The organism is Microbacterium resistens NBRC 103078 (assembly GCF_001552355.1).
Classification (GTDB): domain Bacteria; phylum Actinomycetota; class Actinomycetes; order Actinomycetales; family Microbacteriaceae; genus Microbacterium; species Microbacterium resistens.
In genome coordinates this window covers 1-16,437 of sequence record NZ_BCRA01000056.1, presented here as the reverse complement: position 1 = coordinate 16,437, position 16,437 = coordinate 1, and the positions used below count along the sequence as shown (strand labels likewise).

The 16,437-nt window shown below is 69.9% G+C and carries 16 protein-coding genes; 6 read left to right on the top strand and 10 right to left on the bottom strand.

Annotated features, from left to right (window positions below; all coding sequences use genetic code 11):
- Window positions 1-96: 96 nt before the first annotated feature.
- Window positions 97-1,512 (top strand): NAD(P)/FAD-dependent oxidoreductase, encoded by a 1,416-nt coding sequence (locus tag MR1_RS10585; protein WP_067246099.1) that lies wholly within the window; start codon window positions 97-99, stop codon window positions 1,510-1,512.
- 28 nt (window positions 1,513-1,540) lie between these two features.
- On the opposite strand, the gene MR1_RS10580 is transcribed toward MR1_RS10585, so the two are convergent.
- From MR1_RS10580 to MR1_RS10535, 10 genes are all read right to left on the bottom strand, one after another.
- Window positions 1,541-1,861, bottom strand: coding sequence for a DMT family transporter (locus MR1_RS10580; RefSeq protein WP_067246096.1), 321 nt, complete (start codon window positions 1,859-1,861; stop codon window positions 1,541-1,543).
- The gene (locus MR1_RS10575) at window positions 1,858-2,235 is read right to left on the bottom strand and encodes a DMT family transporter (protein WP_067246094.1); all 378 of its coding nucleotides are present in this window, start codon (window positions 2,233-2,235) and stop codon (window positions 1,858-1,860) included. The genes MR1_RS10580 and MR1_RS10575 overlap by 4 nt, the downstream gene beginning before the upstream one ends.
- 19 nt (window positions 2,236-2,254) lie before the next feature.
- Window positions 2,255-3,385 (bottom strand): adenosine deaminase, encoded by a 1,131-nt coding sequence (locus MR1_RS10570; protein WP_067246091.1) that lies wholly within the window; start codon window positions 3,383-3,385, stop codon window positions 2,255-2,257.
- A gap of 127 nt (window positions 3,386-3,512) precedes the next feature.
- Window positions 3,513-4,805: a thymidine phosphorylase gene (locus MR1_RS10565; protein WP_067246087.1), complete on the bottom strand. Its 1,293-nt coding sequence runs from the start codon at window positions 4,803-4,805 to the stop codon at window positions 3,513-3,515.
- Window positions 4,802-5,200 (bottom strand): cytidine deaminase, encoded by a 399-nt coding sequence (locus MR1_RS10560; RefSeq protein ID WP_067246084.1) that lies wholly within the window; start codon window positions 5,198-5,200, stop codon window positions 4,802-4,804. Before MR1_RS10560 ends, MR1_RS10565 begins: the two co-directional genes overlap by 4 nt.
- A gap of 8 nt (window positions 5,201-5,208) precedes the next feature.
- Entirely contained in the window at window positions 5,209-6,483 is a 1,275-nt protein-coding gene (locus MR1_RS10555; protein ID WP_067246081.1) for an ABC transporter permease, read from the bottom strand.
- Window positions 6,480-7,742 carry an ABC transporter permease gene (locus tag MR1_RS10550; protein ID WP_174522530.1) on the bottom strand — a complete coding sequence of 421 codons (1,263 nt, stop codon included), beginning with the start codon at window positions 7,740-7,742 and terminating at the stop codon, window positions 6,480-6,482. The genes MR1_RS10555 and MR1_RS10550 overlap by 4 nt, the downstream gene beginning before the upstream one ends.
- The gene (locus MR1_RS10545) at window positions 7,739-9,253 is read right to left on the bottom strand and encodes an ABC transporter ATP-binding protein (protein ID WP_067246078.1); all 1,515 of its coding nucleotides are present in this window, start codon (window positions 9,251-9,253) and stop codon (window positions 7,739-7,741) included. Before MR1_RS10545 ends, MR1_RS10550 begins: the two co-directional genes overlap by 4 nt.
- Before the next feature lie 105 nt (window positions 9,254-9,358).
- Window positions 9,359-10,444: a BMP family lipoprotein gene (locus MR1_RS10540; protein WP_217996220.1), complete on the bottom strand. Its 1,086-nt coding sequence runs from the start codon at window positions 10,442-10,444 to the stop codon at window positions 9,359-9,361.
- Window positions 10,445-10,630: 186 nt separating this feature from the next.
- Window positions 10,631-11,746 carry a mannose-1-phosphate guanylyltransferase gene (locus tag MR1_RS10535; protein WP_067246075.1) on the bottom strand — a complete coding sequence of 372 codons (1,116 nt, stop codon included), beginning with the start codon at window positions 11,744-11,746 and terminating at the stop codon, window positions 10,631-10,633.
- A 168-nt stretch (window positions 11,747-11,914) separates the two neighbouring features.
- Here MR1_RS10535 and sdhC point away from each other — a divergent pair, with 168 nt between their 5' ends.
- The 5 genes from sdhC to MR1_RS10510 all read left to right on the top strand — a co-directional run.
- Entirely contained in the window at window positions 11,915-12,352 is a 438-nt protein-coding gene (gene sdhC / locus MR1_RS10530; RefSeq protein WP_084344533.1) for a succinate dehydrogenase, cytochrome b556 subunit, read from the top strand.
- The gene (locus tag MR1_RS10525; protein ID WP_067246070.1) at window positions 12,352-12,801 is read left to right on the top strand and encodes a succinate dehydrogenase hydrophobic membrane anchor subunit; all 450 of its coding nucleotides are present in this window, start codon (window positions 12,352-12,354) and stop codon (window positions 12,799-12,801) included. Before sdhC ends, MR1_RS10525 begins: the two co-directional genes overlap by 1 nt.
- 39 nt (window positions 12,802-12,840) lie before the next feature.
- Complete coding sequence (gene sdhA, locus MR1_RS10520; protein ID WP_067246067.1) at window positions 12,841-14,667, top strand: succinate dehydrogenase flavoprotein subunit; 1,827 nt, start codon at window positions 12,841-12,843, stop codon at window positions 14,665-14,667.
- Entirely contained in the window at window positions 14,667-15,428 is a 762-nt protein-coding gene (locus MR1_RS10515; RefSeq protein ID WP_067246065.1) for a succinate dehydrogenase iron-sulfur subunit, read from the top strand. The genes sdhA and MR1_RS10515 overlap by 1 nt, the downstream gene beginning before the upstream one ends.
- A gap of 48 nt (window positions 15,429-15,476) precedes the next feature.
- Window positions 15,477-16,437, top strand: a 961-nt coding sequence (locus tag MR1_RS10510; RefSeq protein WP_255218135.1) for a YihY/virulence factor BrkB family protein, incomplete at its 3' end; no start/stop codon positions are given.

Here is a 16,437-nt window from a genome sequence, read left to right as displayed (position 1 = left end):
CCACTCTTTGCGAAATTGGCAAGTGTTGATCTAGATTTGCTCTCGATCGGCATACGAGAGCCGGCGAGGTCGCCGCTTTCGGGAACAGGAGCGCCCATGCCCTCGACCGTCTTCGAACGCCGGCCGGCCCCGGCGGCCGCCGTCGCGCACGCCCTGAGCGGCACGGCTTCCCGCGTGCTCTGGAAGGAGGACGCGCCCCGGGAGGAGCACCCGGCGCTCACGGCGGACACCACCGCGGACCTCGTGGTCGTCGGCGGCGGCTATCACGGGCTGTGGACGGCGCTGCTGGCCAAGGAACGCGACCCCGGACGACGGGTGGTCCTCCTGGAGGCGAACCGGATCGGGTGGGCGGCGTCCGGACGCAACGGCGGCTTCTGCGAGGCGAGTCTCACGCACGGATACGACAACGGGTTCCGCCGCTGGCCGGAGGACATGCCGGCGCTCGAGCGCATGGGCGCGGAGAACCTCGACGAGATCGCGGCGACCGTCGAGCGGTACGGCATGGACGTCGACCTGGAGCGGACCGGCGTGATCAAGATCGCCACCGAGGAGTACCAGCGGCGCCAGCTGCAGCAGGCGCCGAGCGACGACCGGCACGTCTTCCTGGACGGCCCCGATCTGCGCGCGGAGATCGCGTCGCCCACCTACGCCGCCGGCCTCTGGGACCGCGCCGGCAACATCCTCGTGCAGCCGGCGAAGCTCGCCGCCGCACTCGCGCGGACAGCCGCCGGACTCGGGGTCGAGATCCACGAGCGCTCCCTCGTCCGAGGGGTCGAGCGTCAGGGTGACGGCGTGTCCGTCGTGACCGACGGCGGGACGGTCCGTGCCCGGCAGGCGGTGCTCGCGACGAACGTGTTCCCGTCGCTGCTGCGCCGCAACCGCCTGATGACGGTGCCGGTGTACGACTACGTGCTCGCAACGGAGCCGCTCTCGGCCGAGCAGCGCCGCGCTATCGGATGGCAGGGACGCCAGGGGCTGGCGGACATCGCGAACCAGTTCCACTACTACCGGCAGACCGCCGACCACCGCATCGTCTTCGGCGGCTACGACGCGATCTACCACTACGGCGGCCGCGTCCGCCCCGAGTACGAGGAGCGGCCCGCGTCCTTCCGCCGCCTCGCCGAGCACTTCCTCACCACGTTCCCGCAGCTGGAGGGCATCCGCTTCACCCACCGGTGGGCCGGAGCCATCGACTCCTGCTCCCGCTTCTGCGCGTTCTACGGGACGAGCCACGGCGGTGCGGTCGCGTACGCCGCGGGCTTCACGGGCCTGGGGGTGGCGGCGACCCGTTTCGCCGGCAACGTCGTGCTCGACCTGCTCGACGGCGCCGACACGGAGCGGACCCGTCTGCGGATGGTACGGGAGAAGCCGATCCCGTTCCCGCCCGAGCCCGCCGCGTCGGTCGGCATCAACGCGGTGCGGTGGTCCATGGACCGCGCCGACCACCGGGAGGGCCGGCGCAACCTGCTGCTGCGCACGCTCGACGCGCTGGGCATGGGCTTCGACTCCTGAGCCGCACGCCGCCGCGGCCACGCGCCGGTCAGTGCGTGCCGAGCTCCACGAGCACCACGCCGCCGACGATCACGGCGAGGCCGATGGCGGTGAGGGTCGAGATGTGGTCCTGGAAGAGCACCCGTCCGAGCACGGCGGTGGCCGCGACGCCGAGAGCCGCCCACACCGCGTAGGCGATGCCCACCGGCATCCCCAGGGCGAGCACCGCGCCCAAGAGCACGTAGGACGTGAGGTATCCGACGACGACCACCGGGATCCACTTCTTCACCCGGAAGCCCGAGGAGGCCCGGAGGGACAGCGTCGCCGTCACCTCGCTCACGATCGCGCCGATCAGCAGGATCCAGGTCACGGCTCCCGCTCCCCCGCGTGGCGACGGCCCAGCTCCGCCATCAGCACCCCGGCCATGATGACGACCAGCCCCACCAGGGAGAGCGGGCTGAGCAGCTCGGAGAACAGCGCCGCGGCGGCCAGCGCCGTGAGCGCGACGCCCACCGCCGACCAGATGCCGTAGGCCACGCCCACCGGCATGCCCCGGGTCAGCACCATGCCGAGCAGCCAGAACGCCCCGCCGTAGCCGATCACGGTCGCGATCGCCCACCACGGCGCGCCACCCGTCGCCACCGCGCGCAGACTCAGCGTCGCCGCCACCTCCAGCACGATCGCCAGCAGCAGCGGCGGCCAGGCGCTGCCCCGTCGCTGCGGGGGCGGCGTCTCGGCGGTCATCGACGCGGATCCTCGTGGCTCAGGCGTCGAAGCCCTCGGCGATGATCTCCACCAGCTCCTCGCGCTCCTCGACGGGGAGGAACGCGCCGGCGGCCGCGTTGAACTGGAAGGACTCCAGGTCCTCCAGGTCGTACCCGAACGCGTCCACCAGAAGGCTCAGCTCGCGGGTGAGCGACGTCGCGCTCATCGTGCGGTTGTCGACGTTCACGGTCACGGCGAACCCGAGCTGGTAGAGCAGATCGAAGGGATGGTCCGCGAGCTCGGTCCCCCAGGCGGCGATCGCCCCGGTCTGCAGGTTCGACGACGGCGACAGCTCCAGGGGGATCTCCCGGTCGCGCACCCAGCGGGCGAGGTCGCCGAAGCGCACCTGCACCTCGTCGCCGTCGCGACCCATGATCTCCAGATCCTCCGCGATCCGCACACCGTGCCCGAGGCGCAGCGCGCGGCCGTCGATCAGGGCCGAGCGGATCGAGTCGGGTCCGGCCGCCTCTCCGGCGTGCACGGTGACCGGGAAGAAGTTCTCCGCCAGGTGGTCGAACGCGGCCCGGTGCCGCGACGGCGGGAAGCCGTCCTCGGGGCCGGCGATGTCGAAGCCGACGGCACCGCGCCCGCGGAACGCCACGGCCAGCTTCGCGATCTCCAGCGAGCGGTCCGTGTGACGCATGGCGGTGACCAGCTGGCCGACGCGGATGCTGCGCCCGGATCGGTCGACGATGTCCTCGCCCTCCTCGATGCCGGCCTGCACGGCCTCGACGGCCTCCTCCAGGCTCAGGCCCCGGGCGAGATGCTGCTCGGGCGCCCAGCGCACCTCGCCGTACACGACTCCGTCGTCGGCGAGATCCTCGACGAACTCCCGCGCGACCCGGGTCAGCCCCTCCCTGGTCTGCATGACCGACGTCGTCAGGTCGAAGGTCTTCAGGTACTCCACGAGCGAGCCGGAGTCGCTCTGCGCGGCGAACCAGCGCCCGAGCGCTGCGGGATCCGACTCGGGCACCTCGAGCCCGACCGCGTCCGCGAGCTCGATGATCGTGGCGGGGCGCAGGGCACCGTCGAGGTGATCGTGCAGCGAGATCTTCGGCAGGCTCCGCAGCGAGACCCCCTGAACGGTGGCGTCACCCGTAGCGTCGATTCCGGTCGCGTCGGTCGGCATGGCGGATCCTCTCGGATGAGTGACGGCGCTGTCAGCGGCTGGGGATGACGCACGCGGCGTCCGGGATCAGCCTAGTCATCCCGGAACGCCTCCGACACCGTCCGCCCGGCAGCCCGCCCGCGGTGGCTCAGGCGGTGATGCGCTCGCGCACGAGCGGCGACGCCGCCGGCTTCTCCGCGCCGATCTCCCACGCTCCCGCGACGGCGTCCAGCGCACGCGAGAAGCGTGCCGCGTCGTCCGCGGACAAGGTGAACAGCGGGTCTCCCGCGCGGACCTGATCCCCGGGCTTCACGTGCAGGTCGATGCCGGCGGCGTGCACGACGGCATCCTCCGCCCGCGCCCGTCCCGCCCCGAGCCGCCACGCCGCGATCCCGAACGGAAGGGCGTCCATCCGCGTGACGAAGCCCTCAGCCTCGGCCGTGACCGTGTGCGTCTCGCGCGGGGCCGGGAGCGGCGCCGTGGGGTCGCCGTCCTGGGCGCGGATCATCGCGTTCCACACGTCCATCGCCCGGCCGCCGTCCAGCGCCTTCTCCACGTCGGCATCCGGGTGCCCGCTGAGCGCGAGCATCTCGCGGGCGAGCGCCAGGGTCAGCTCCCGCACGTCGGCGGGACCGCCGCCGGCGAGGACCTCCACCGACTCGCGCACCTCGTTGGCGTTGCCGATCGCGCGCCCCAGCGGGACGTTCATGTCGGTCAGCAGCGCGGTGGTGGACACGCCGGAATCGGTGCCGAGCTCGACCATCGTCCTGGCGAGCTCTCTGGCCCGCTCGATGTCCTGCATGAACGCGCCGGAGCCGAACTTCACGTCCAGGACGAGCGCGTCGGTGCCCTCGGCGATCTTCTTCGACATGATGCTCGACGCGATCAGCGGGATCGCCTCGACGGTGCCCGTCACGTCCCGCAGCGCGTAGAGCTTCTTGTCCGCGGGAGCGAGCCCCGAGCCGGCCGCGCAGATGACCGCGCCGACCTCGCCCTGGAGCTGCGCGAACATCTCCTCGTTGCTCAGCGCCGCGCGCCAACCCGGGATCGACTCCAGCTTGTCCAGCGTGCCGCCCGTGTGGCCGAGCCCGCGGCCGGACAGCTGCGGGACGGCCACGCCGAACGAGGCGACCAGCGGCGCCAGGGGCAGGGTGATCTTGTCACCCACGCCGCCGGTGGAGTGCTTGTCGACCGTGCGCTTGCCCAGCGCGGCGAAGCTCATCCGCTCCCCCGACGCGATCATGGCGTCGGTGAGGACGCGGATCTCGTCCCGCTGCATCCCGCGCTGGAACACCGCCATCGCGAAGGACGCCATCTGCGCGTCCGAGACGTAGCCGCGCGTGTAGGCGTCGACCATCCAGCGCAGCGCGTCCTCGGGGACCACTCCCCCGTCGCGCTTGGCGCGGATCACGTCCACGGCGTCGAACGGCTCCACGGTCATCGTGCCTCCTCCAGGTCCCTGGGCCCGAACGCGTCGGGCAGGACCTCGTCGATCGTGCGGATCCCCGAGACGGTCTCCAGGAGCATCCCCGGCATCGCGTGCTCGAACAGCAGCTGACGGCAGCGCCCGCACGGCATGATCGTCTCGCCGTCGCCGTTCACGCAGACGAACGCGACGAGGCGCCCGCCGCCGGACATATACAGGTCGCCCACCAGGGCGCACTCGGCGCACAGTCCGACGCCGTATGACGCGTTCTCCACGTTGCAGCCGGCGACGATGCGTCCGTCCCCGACGAGGGCCGCGGCCCCCACCCGGTACCGCGAGTAGGGCGCGTACGCCTTGCGCATGGCGTCTTCGGCGACCTGGCGCAGCTCGTCCCAGTCGATGTCGGTCATGTCCCTCCTCAGGACTTGATGTAGGGGTCGCCGTCGGCGGCCGGCGGACGCGAGCGCCCGACGAGGCCGGCGACCGCGAAGATCGTCACGACGTAGGGCAGCATCAGCATGAACTGGCTCGGCACCGGCGACCCGATCACGCTCAGCACGCCCTGGAGGTTGGAGGCGAAACCGAACAGCAGCGCCGCCAGCGTGGCCTTGATCGGATCCCACTTGCCGAAGATCACGGCGGCCAGCGCGATGAATCCGGCGCCCGCGGTCATCTCCGGATTGAACCGCGGCACCGACACGAGCGTGTAGAACGCCCCGCCCATACCGGCGATCGCGCCCGCGATCATCACGTTCATGTAGCGGGTCCGTGCGACGTTGATGCCGACCGTGTCCGCCGCCTGCGGGTGCTCGCCGACCGCGCGCATCCGCAGCCCCCACCGCGTCCGGTACATGCCGAACCAGACCGCGAACACCACCAGGTACATCAGGTAGACGACGATCGTCTGCCGGAACAGGATCGGGCCGAGCACGGGGATGTCGCCCAACAGCGGGATCGGGATCGGCGCGAACGGCGTCACTGTGTTCATCGTCGCCTGGTTGGGAGCGAGCACCTGTCGGAACAGGAAGGTCGTGACGCCGATGACCAGCACGTTCAGCACGACGCCGACGATCACCTGGTCGACGTAGTAGGTGATCGCGAAGACACCGAGCACGAGCGCCACCAGCACACCCGCGACCATCGCGGCGATCAGGCCCGCCCACGGCGTCCCGGTCAGCGACCCGACCACCGCGGCGCTGAAGGCGCCCGCCAGCAGCTGCGCCTCGATGGCGATGTTGACGACGCCGGCCCGCTCTCCGATCACGCCGCCCAGCGCGCCGAAGATCAGGGGCGTCGCCAGTGCCAGCGCGCCGCCCAGCAGTCCGACCATCGGAAGCGTGCCGGAGCTGCCCGCGGCCGCCCAGGCGAGGAAGCCGAACACGAGCACGACGACGAACACGGCGATGAGCCACAGCGGCACCGCTCGTCGCTGCCGCGACAGCACGACGGAGACCACCGTCACGACGGCGAGGATCACGATGCAGATCCACGCGGTGGCCGTCCCCGGCACCACGAGATCCGGCAGGGTGAACAGGTCGCTGCCCGCGGAGAAGCGGAAGGTGGCGTCTCCCGGACGGGGGACGATCACCGGCAACAGGGAGAACAGCACCGTCACGACCGCGAAGATGATCGGCGTCTTCCAGGAGACGACCGAGACGGTGCGCGGCTGGGCGTCCAGCGTCTGCACGCTCATGCCGCCACCTCCTTCTTCATGGCGCGCCGCGTTCGGCGGTTCGCGCGGCCGGGCTGGGGCAGACCGAACATCGCACGCACCATCGGAGGTGCGGCGATGAACAGCACGATGAGCGACTGCACGACCAGCACGATCTCGATCGGCACGCCCTGCGAGGCCTGCATGGTGAATCCACCGGTCTTGAACGCGCCGAACAGGATGCCGGCGCCGAGGATGCCCAGCGGGCGGGATCGCCCGAGAAGGGCCACCGTGATCGCGTCGAAGCCGATCCCGGCGTCGATCCCGCCGCTGAAGCCCTTCGGCTCCGTGCCGAGGACCTGGCTGACTCCGGCGAGACCCACGAGCGCGCCCGCGATCACCATCACCAGGAAGTACATCCGCCCGACCGAGATGCCGGCCACGCGCGCCGCGGCGGGGTTCTCCCCCACCGCGCGGAAACGGAAGCCGAGGCTGGAACGCTCGAGCAGCCACCACGTGATCGCGACGGCCACGAGCGCGAACAGGAACCCGAGGTGCAGCTTGTACATCGGCCCGAGGATCTGCGGGAGCACCGCGGTCTCGTCCATCGGCGCGGTCTTCGGGTTCTGTGACCCGGGCGCCTGCAGCACGCCCTGCGTGGCGAGCATCCAGGCGAGCAGATACACCGCGATGTGGTTGAGCATGATCGTCACGATCACCTCGTGCGCCCCCGTGCGGGCCTTCAACAGGCCGGCGATCCCGGCCCACAGCGCGCCGGCGAGGACGCCGGCGACGAGGGCCGCGACCATGTGCAGCGGGAACGGCATGTCCAGAGCGGTGGCGACATAGCCCGCCGCGGCGGCGGACATGAGCATCTGCCCCTGACCACCGATGTTGAACAGTCCGGCGCGGAACGCGAGCCCGACGCCGAGCCCCGCCGCGATCAGCGGCGTGGCGAACTTGAGCGTCTCGGTGAGGGGCCGGATGCCGACGGCGAAGCTGTCCGCGTTGACGTTGTAGATCGAGCCGCGGAACAGCGCCGCATAGGCGCCCGCCACCGCATCCCAGATCGCGCCGAACGTGTCGCTCGGCCGCTGGAAGAAGTATCCGGCGGCGGCCTGCACGTCCTTGTCCGTGGCGGCGATCATGATCGATCCGACGATCACTGCGGCGATGACGGCGAGAACCGAGATGATCGCGTTGCCCCTGACGACCTGCTGCACCGCGATGCGCCACCGCGAGGGGGGCGGCACGTCGGCCGTGCCCTTCGGCGCCGGAGTCTGCGTCTGCGCGGCGGTCATGCCGTGGCTCCTTCGTTCGCGGCGCCCGCCATCATCAGGCCGAGCTGGTCGCGCGGCGTGTCGCCGGGCACGATGCCGACGATGCGTCCGCGGTACATCACCAGGATCCGGTCAGCGAGCGCGGTGACCTCGTCCAACTCCGTGGAGATGACGATCACGGGCACGCCGGCGTCGCGCGTGGCGACCACCCGCTTGTGGATGAACTCGATCGATCCGACGTCGACGCCGCGCGTGGGCTGGGCGGCGACGAACAGCGACAGGTCGCGGCTCAGCTCACGGGCGAGCACGACCTTCTGCTGGTTACCTCCGGACAGACGCCCGGCGGCCTGGGACGGCCCTTGCGTGCGGATGTCGAACTCGTCGATCTTCTCGCGGGCGAACTGATCGAGCGCTTTCAGCTGCAGCGCCCCCGCCTTCACGAACGGCGCGCCCGAGGAGCGGTCGAGCATCAGGTTCTCCGCGATGGAGAACTCCTTGACCAGGCCGTCCACGCCGCGATCCTCCGGGACGAATCCCACTCCGGCGTCGAGGATGTCGCGGACCGACCGCCCGACGAGCTCCTCTCCGTTCAGACGGATGCTGCCGCGGACGTGGGGCTGCAGGCCGACGATGGCCTCGGTCAACTCCGTCTGGCCGTTCCCCTGCACTCCGGCGATCGCGAGCACCTCGCCGCCGCGGACCTCGAAGGACGCCTCGTCGACGAGGACCGTCCCGGCGGCGTCCGTCACGGTCAGGTTCTCCACCACCAGCGCGTTGCTGCGCAGGTTCGGCGCGTCCTTGTGCACGGTCAGCTCGACCGCGCGGCCGACCATCAACGAGGCGAGCTCGGCGTTGGTCGCGTCGGGCGACGCCTCGCCGACGACCTTGCCGAGCCGGATGACCGTGATGCGGTCGGCCACCTCGCGGACCTCGCGGAGCTTGTGCGTGATGAAGACGATCGCGGTGCCCTGCTCCTTCAGGCTCCGCATCGTGGCCATGAGCTCGTCCGTCTCCTGCGGCGTGAGCACGGCGGTCGGCTCGTCGAAGACGAGGATGCTCGCGTCCCGGGACAGCGCCTTGATGATCTCCACGCGCTGCTGCACGCCGACCGGGAGATCCTCGACGATCGCATCCGGATCGACGTCGAAGCCGAACCGGTCGGAGATCTCCCGCACGCGCGCCCGCGCGGCACCGAGGTCGAGCCGACCGCCGAACGTCGTCTGCTCGTGGCCGAGCATCACGTTCTCGGCGACCGTGAAGACCGGGATCAGCATGAAGTGCTGGTGCACCATCCCGATCCCTGCCGCCATCGCGTCGCCGGGGCCGGAGAAGTGCTGCACCTCGTCGTCGAGGAGGATCTGGCCCTCATCCGCCTGGTAGAGGCCGTACAGCACGTTCATCAGCGTGGACTTGCCGGCACCGTTCTCGCCGAGGAGGCAGTGGATCTCGCCGGGCCGGACGACCAGGTCGATGTGATCGTTGGCCGTCAGCGCGCCGAACCTCTTCGTTATGCCGCGCAGTTCGAGCTTCATGTGTCGATCCTATTCGGGCGTGCTCAGACGCCGTGGGGTCGGGTGGGAAAGCGGAAAAGAGGGGAGGTCGGCGTGACGCCGACCTCCCCTGCGCCTCTCCGAGCGTTACTCGGACAGGTAGGACGTGACGGTGATCTTGCCGTCGATGATGTCCTTGGTGACCTGGTCGACCTTCGTCATCAGCGCCGGGTCGACCTTGCTCTCGAAGTTGTGCAGCGGCGCGATGCCGACGCCCTTGTTCTCGAGGGTGCCAATGTACGGCTCGCCGGAGAAGTCGCCCTTCGAGCTCGCCATGACGGCCTCGTACGTGGACAGGTCCATCGCCTTCAGCACGGAGGTGAGCACGACGTCGGCCGTGGTCGGGTCGGTGACGAACAGGTCCGCGTCCGCGCCGATGAGGGCGATCTCGCGGCCGGACTCGTTGATCGCCTGCAGCGCCGACTGGTAGATCGGGCCGCCGACGGGAAGGAGCACGTCCACACCCTGGTCGATGATGTTCTTCGCGACCGTCTTGGCGTCCTGGTTGGCTTCGAAGCCGCCGGTGAAGGAGCCGGTCTTGCCGTCCCAGCCGACGACCTGCACGGCCGTGCCGTTCTCCTGGTTGTAGTGGTCGACGCCCTGCTTGAAGCCGTCCATGAAGATCGTCACGGTCGGGAACTCCATGCCGCCGAAGGTGCCGACCTTGCCGGCCTTCGAGTAGCCCGCGGACAGGTAACCGGCCACGAACGCCGCCTCGGCCGTGTTGTAGAGCAGCGGCTTGACGTTGTCGGGCTTGCTGTCGCCGCCCGCGTCGTCGACGAGGATGAAGTCGGTGTCGGGGTTGGCCGAGGCCGCGTCGACGGTGGCCTGCGACAGGGCGAAGCCCACCGCGACGATGGCGTTGCAGCCCTCGGACACCATGTTGTCGACGTTCGGGCCGTACTCCGTCTCGGCGTTGGACTCCGCCTTCTTCAGCGTGACGCCCAGTTCGTCCGCGGCCTTCTGCGCGCCCTCCATCGACAACTGGTTGAACGACTTGTCGTCGAAGCCGCCGAAGTCCGAGACGATGCACGGCAGGAACTCGGATCCGCCGCCGTCACCGCCGCCGGCGCCCGGCTTCTCGGTCGGCGCCTGGCCGCAGCCGGCGAGTGCGATCGCGACGGCGGCGACGAGCGTCGCGCCGAACAGCTTCTTGGTGGTTGAGATGGTCACTCAGGCCTCCCCTGCACGCACCCGCGGCCATCGCGGGTCGATCAAAGTTACCCAGTGTGACGGCGCGTGCGCATCCGCGCTTGCCCTGGCGGCGAGGAATGGTTATCAAGCTGAAACCATATGAGCCCCAACGTGCTCATTTGAGCAGCTGCCCCTCTGATCCACCGGATTCAGAGCAGGGAATGCTCAGAGCACGTCACCGCGTCCGGTGACTTTGAGGGACTCCACGACGCCCTTGACGCGCTGTGCGTGCTCCGTCGTCGTCACCAGGAGCGCGTCAGGGGTGTCCACCACGACGATGTCCTTCACGCCGACGAGGCTGATGACACGCGACGTCTGGCTGACCAGGATCCCGCTGGCCGCGTCGCTGAGCACGCGCGCCTTCGGGCCGAGCACGGCGAGGTCGTTCTTGCGGCCGTTGGAGATGAGCTTGGTCAGCGACGCGAAGTCCCCCACGTCGTCCCAGTCGAAGTGCCCGGGGACGACGGCGAGGCGTCCGCGCTCGGCCGCGGGCTCGGCCACGGCGTAGTCGATCGCGATCTTCTTCAGCCGCGGCCAGATCCGGTCCACCGCCGGCCCGCGCCGGTCCCGGTCGTCCCACGCCTCGGCGAGCTCGAGCAGGCCCGCGTGCAGCTCGGGCTCGTTCGCGGCCAGCTCGTCGAGCAGCACCCCGGCCTTCGCGATGAACATGCCCGCGTTCCAGAGGTAGGTCCGCTCCGCGAGGTACGCCTTGGCGGTCTCCAGGTCGGGCTTCTCCACGAAGCGTTCGACCAGGGCCGCCTCGCGGGCGCCTTCGACGAGGAGCTCCTCGCCGCGCTTGATGTACCCGAACCCCACGGCGGGTTCCGTGGGCGAGATGCCGATCGTGCAGATGTACCCCTCCCGCGCCACCTCCACCGCGTCGCGCACGGCGAACTCGAACACCCGCGTGCCGCGGATCACGTGATCCGCGCTGAAGGAGCCGATGATGACGTCCGGGTCCCGACGGTGCAGGATCGCCGCGGCCAGCCCGATGGCCGCCGCCGACTCCCGCGGCTCGGACTCGAGGAACACGTTCTCGTCGGCGATGCCGGGCAGCTGCTCCTCGACGGCGGCGCGATGGGCGCGCCCGGTCACCACCGCGATCCGGTCGCGACCCGTGAGCGGCTCGAGGCGATCCCACGTGTCGCGGAGGAGGGATTGCCCTGAGCCGGTGAGGTCGTGCAGGAACTTGGGCGCGTCGGCGCGCGACAGCGGCCAGAGCCGGCTTCCGATGCCCCCCGCGGGGATGACGGCGTAGAAGTCCTCGATCGGCTCGCGCATGACACCCAGCGTAGCGAGCGCGCCCGGAAGGACGGGGCGGGAGATTATCTCGATGTCGAGATACTTAGGGTCCCCTTCGTCGCTCCCCGAGGGCCGACGGGAATAGGATGGACGCGATCGCGCGCGCCGCCATGCGCGCCGGGCCCGCTTCGACCAGGGAGGACGACCGTGTCCGCAGGCACTCGCTTGACACCGTCGATTTCGGAAACCACGTCCAAGACCCCGCGCGGCACCCTTTACCGGGGGCGCGAAGGCATGTGGTCGTGGGTGCTTCACCGCATCACCGGGATCGCGATCTTCTTCTTCCTCCTGGTGCACGTGCTCGACACCGCCCTGATCCGGGTCTCCCCCGGCGCGTACGACGCGGTGATCGGCACCTACAAGAACCCGATCATGGCCTTCGGCGAGGTCGTCCTCGTGGCCGGCATCGCCTATCACGCCCTCAACGGGCTGCGCATCATCCTGGTCGACCTGTGGTCGAAGGGCGCGCGCTTCCAGCGGCAGCTCTTCTGGATCGTCATCGGCGTGTGGCTCGTGATCATGGCCGGCTTCGTGCCGCGTCACCTTGCGCTCGCGTTCGCCGGCTTCGGCGAGGGAGGACACTGATGACCGCTCAGGCTCCGGCACAGCTCGCCGCCCCCCGCCGCCAGCGCGGGTTCAACCTCGAGAAGTGGGGCTGGGTGTTCATGCGCGCCTCGGGCGTCGTGCTCGTGGTGCTCATCTTCGGCCACCTGTTCGTCAACCTCATGCTCGGCGAGGGCATCCACGCCCTGGACTTCGCCTTCGTCGCCGGCAAGTACGCCACGCCGTTCTGGCAGTGGTGGGACGTCATCATGCTCTGGCTGGCGCTCATCCACGGAGCCAACGGGATGCGCACGGTCGTCAACGACTACGTGACGCACTCGGGCGTCCGCAAGACCCTGCTCGGCGCGCTCGGCCTGGCCGCCGCCCTGCTCATCATCCTCGGCACCCTGGTCGTGTTCACCTTCGACCCGTGCAACGGCGTGTTCGAGGACGGCGCGATGTGGGAGACCTGCCAGGCCCTGGTCAAGTGACCGCCCCGGCAGCGCGAGAAGACAGATAGGCATAAGAGAGTGACCACGCAGACTCAGGATTCCGTCGTCAAGAACGGCGTGCACCACCACGAGTTCGACATCGTCATCGTCGGCGCCGGCGGCGCCGGGATGCGAGCGGCGATCGAGGCCGGGCCCGGCGCCCGCACGGCCGTCATCACCAAGCTCTACCCCACCCGGTCCCACACCGGCGCGGCGCAGGGCGGCATGGCCGCCGCGCTCGCCAACGTCGAGGAGGACAGCTGGGAGTGGCACACGTTCGACACCGTCAAGGGCGGCGACTACCTCGTCGACCAGGACGCCGCGGAGATCCTCGCCAAGGAGGCCATTGACGCGGTCATCGACCTCGAGAACATGGGCCTGCCCTTCAACCGCACGCCCGAGGGCAAGATCGACCAGCGCCGCTTCGGCGGCCACACCGCCGAGCACGGCAAGACCCCGGTGCGCCGCGCCTGCTACGCCGCGGACCGGACCGGTCACATGATCCTGCAGACCCTGTTCCAGAACTGCGTCAAGCTCGGGATCAACTTCTTCAACGAGTTCTACGTGCTCGACCTCATCACGGTGAAGGACGAGGCCGGCAAGACGGGCATCGCGGGCGTCGTCGCCTACGAGCTCGCCACGGGCGAGCTGCACGTGTTCCACGCCAAGGCCGTGATCTTCGCGACCGGCGGCTTCGGCAAGATCTTCAAGACGACCTCGAACGCGCACACCCTCACCGGCGACGGCGTCGGGATCGTCTGGCGCAAGGGCCTGCCGCTGGAGGACCTCGAGTTCTTCCAGTTCCACCCCACCGGCCTCGCCGGCCTCGGCATCCTCCTCACCGAGGGCGCCCGAGGCGAGGGCGCGATCCTCCGCAACGCGTCCGGCGAGCGGTTCATGGAGCGTTACGCCCCCACCATCAAGGACCTCGCCCCGCGTGACATCGTCGCCCGCTGCATGGTCCAGGAGGTCGCGGAGGGCCGCGGCGCCGGCCCGCACAAGGACTACGTGCTGCTGGACTGCACGCACCTGGGCGCCGAGGTCCTGGAGACCAAGCTGCCCGACATCACGGAGTTCGCCCGCACCTACCTGGGCGTCGACCCCGTCGTGGAGCCGGTCCCGGTGATGCCGACGGCCCACTACGCCATGGGCGGCATCCCCACCAACAACAACGGCGAGGTGCTCGCCGACAACGACACGATCGTCCCCGGCCTCTACGCCGCGGGCGAGTGCGCCTGCGTCTCGGTGCACGGCGCGAACCGTCTCGGCACCAACTCCCTCCTGGACATCAACGTGTTCGGCAAGCGCAGCGGCCGCAACGCCGTCGAGTACGTCAAGACCGCCGAGTTCCTCCCCCTCCCGGAGGACCCGGCCAAGGACGTCCGCGAGATGATCGAAGGCCTGCGCACCAACACCGGCACCGAGCGGATCGCCGTGCTGCGCAAGACGCTGCAGGACGAGATGGACCGCGGCGCCCAGGTGTTCCGCACCCACGATTCGCTGCAGCACGTGCTCGGCGTCATCGCGGAACTGCGCGAGCGCTACAAGAACGTGCACGTCGACGACAAGGGACATCGCTTCAACACGGACCTCCTCGAGGCCGTCGAGCTCGGCTTCCTGCTCGACATCGCCGAGGTCGTCGTCTACGCCGCGCAGAACCGCGAGGAGAGCCGCGGCGGCCACATGCGCGACGACTTCCCCCAGCGCGACGACGAGAAGTACATGAAGCACACCATGGCGTATCTGACCGGCGACCCGCACTCGTCCGATCCGAGCGACCACATCCGTCTCGACTGGAAACCGGTCGTGTTCACGAAGAACGAGCAGGGCGAGCTGAACTACCCGCCGATGGAGAGGAAGTACTGATGTCCACCGCCGTCGTGGAGCAGGAGGTCGTCGAGGACACCGGCGTGCAGTCGTACCTCGTGACGTTCATCATCCGCCGCTTCGATCCCGAGGTCGACGCCGAGCCCCGCTGGGTGGACTACGACGTCGAGATGTACTCGACCGACCGCGTGCTCGACGCGCTGCACAAGATCAAGTGGGAGGTCGACGGCTCGCTGACCTTCCGCCGCTCGTGCGCGCACGGCATCTGCGGCTCGGACGCCATGCGCATCAACGGGCGCAACCGGCTCGCCTGCAAGACGCTGATCAAGGACCTGGACATCTCCAAGCCGATCTACGTCGAGGCCATCAAGGGGCTGCCGCTGGAGAAGGACCTCGTCGTCGACATGGAGCCGTTCTTCGCGGCGTACCGCGAGGTCAAGCCGTTCCTCATCGCCAACTCCGAGCCGGAGAAGGGCAAGGAGCGCATCCAGTCGATCGCCAACCGCGAGATCTTCGACGACACCACCAAGTGCATCCTGTGCGCCGCGTGCACCTCGTCCTGCCCCGTGTTCTGGACGGACGGGCAGTACTTCGGGCCGGCGGCGATCGTGAACGCGCACCGCTTCATCTTCGACTCGCGCGACGATGCCGGCGGCGCCCGCCTGGACATCCTCAACGACAAGGAGGGCGTCTGGCGCTGCCGCACGACCTTCAACTGCACCGAGGCGTGCCCCCGCGGCATCGAGGTCACCAAGGCCATCGCCGAGGTCAAGCAGGCGGTCCTTCGCGGCGGCCGCTGATCCGCACCCGCTCGCGGCACGTCCCCATCCTCTCGCTAGGGTGGGGACGTGTCCGCGTCCGCCCCTCGTGATCCGATGCCGGGGAAGCCGGGCGCGGTGATCGCCCGCCTCGAGAAGCCGCTGGACCGCGCCGCCGCCCTCACCCGCCGGACGATGGCGGCGTTCCCGGTCCGGGTCTGGCGGCACTTCCTGCGCAACAACGGCTTCCTGCTCTCGGCCGGAGTGAGCTATCAGGGCCTTTTCGCCCTGTTCGCCCTCGTCTATATCGCCTTCGCCGCCGCCGGGATCTGGCTCGGCGGGAGCACGGAGGCCGTCGACGCCCTGATCGGGATCGCCAACGGCTACATCCCCGGTCTCATCAGCGAGCGCGGTCTCGCCTCCCCCGGCGACGTCCGGCAGATCGCGCAGGCGTCGGGAGGGGTGCTCGGGATCACCGGCGCGATCGCCGTGGCCGCGGTGCTGTGGACCGCGATCACCGCGGTGACCTTCACCCGACGCGCGGTGCGGGACATCTTCGGCCTCGGCCAGGATCCGCGCAACGCCGCCCTGCTGAAGCTGAGGGACCTCCTCGCGGCTGCGGCCTTCGGGTTCTCCCTCCTCGTCGGGGCGGCGCTGTCGCTGCTCGGCGTCTGGGCTCTGACCGGGCTCTTCGACGTGCTCGGGTGGAGCACCGCCTCCTGGGCGTTCGGGCTCGGCGTGCGCGTCGGATCCATCCTCGTGATCTTCCTCGTCGACGCGCTCGCACTGGCCCTGCTCGTGCGCTTCCTCACGGGCATCGCCCTCCCCTGGCGCACGATCCTTCCCGGCGCTGCCCTCGGCGGCGCGGCGGTGACCGTGCTCCAGCTCGGCGCGGGGCTGCTGCTGTCGCGGACCCCGACGAATCCGCTGCTCGCGACCTTCGCGGTGGTCATCGCGATGCTGCTGTGGTGCCGTTGGGTGGCGGTCGTCGTCCTGGTGGCCTGCTCGTGGATCGCGGTGGCGGCCGCGGACCGCGACCAGCCGCTGGAGC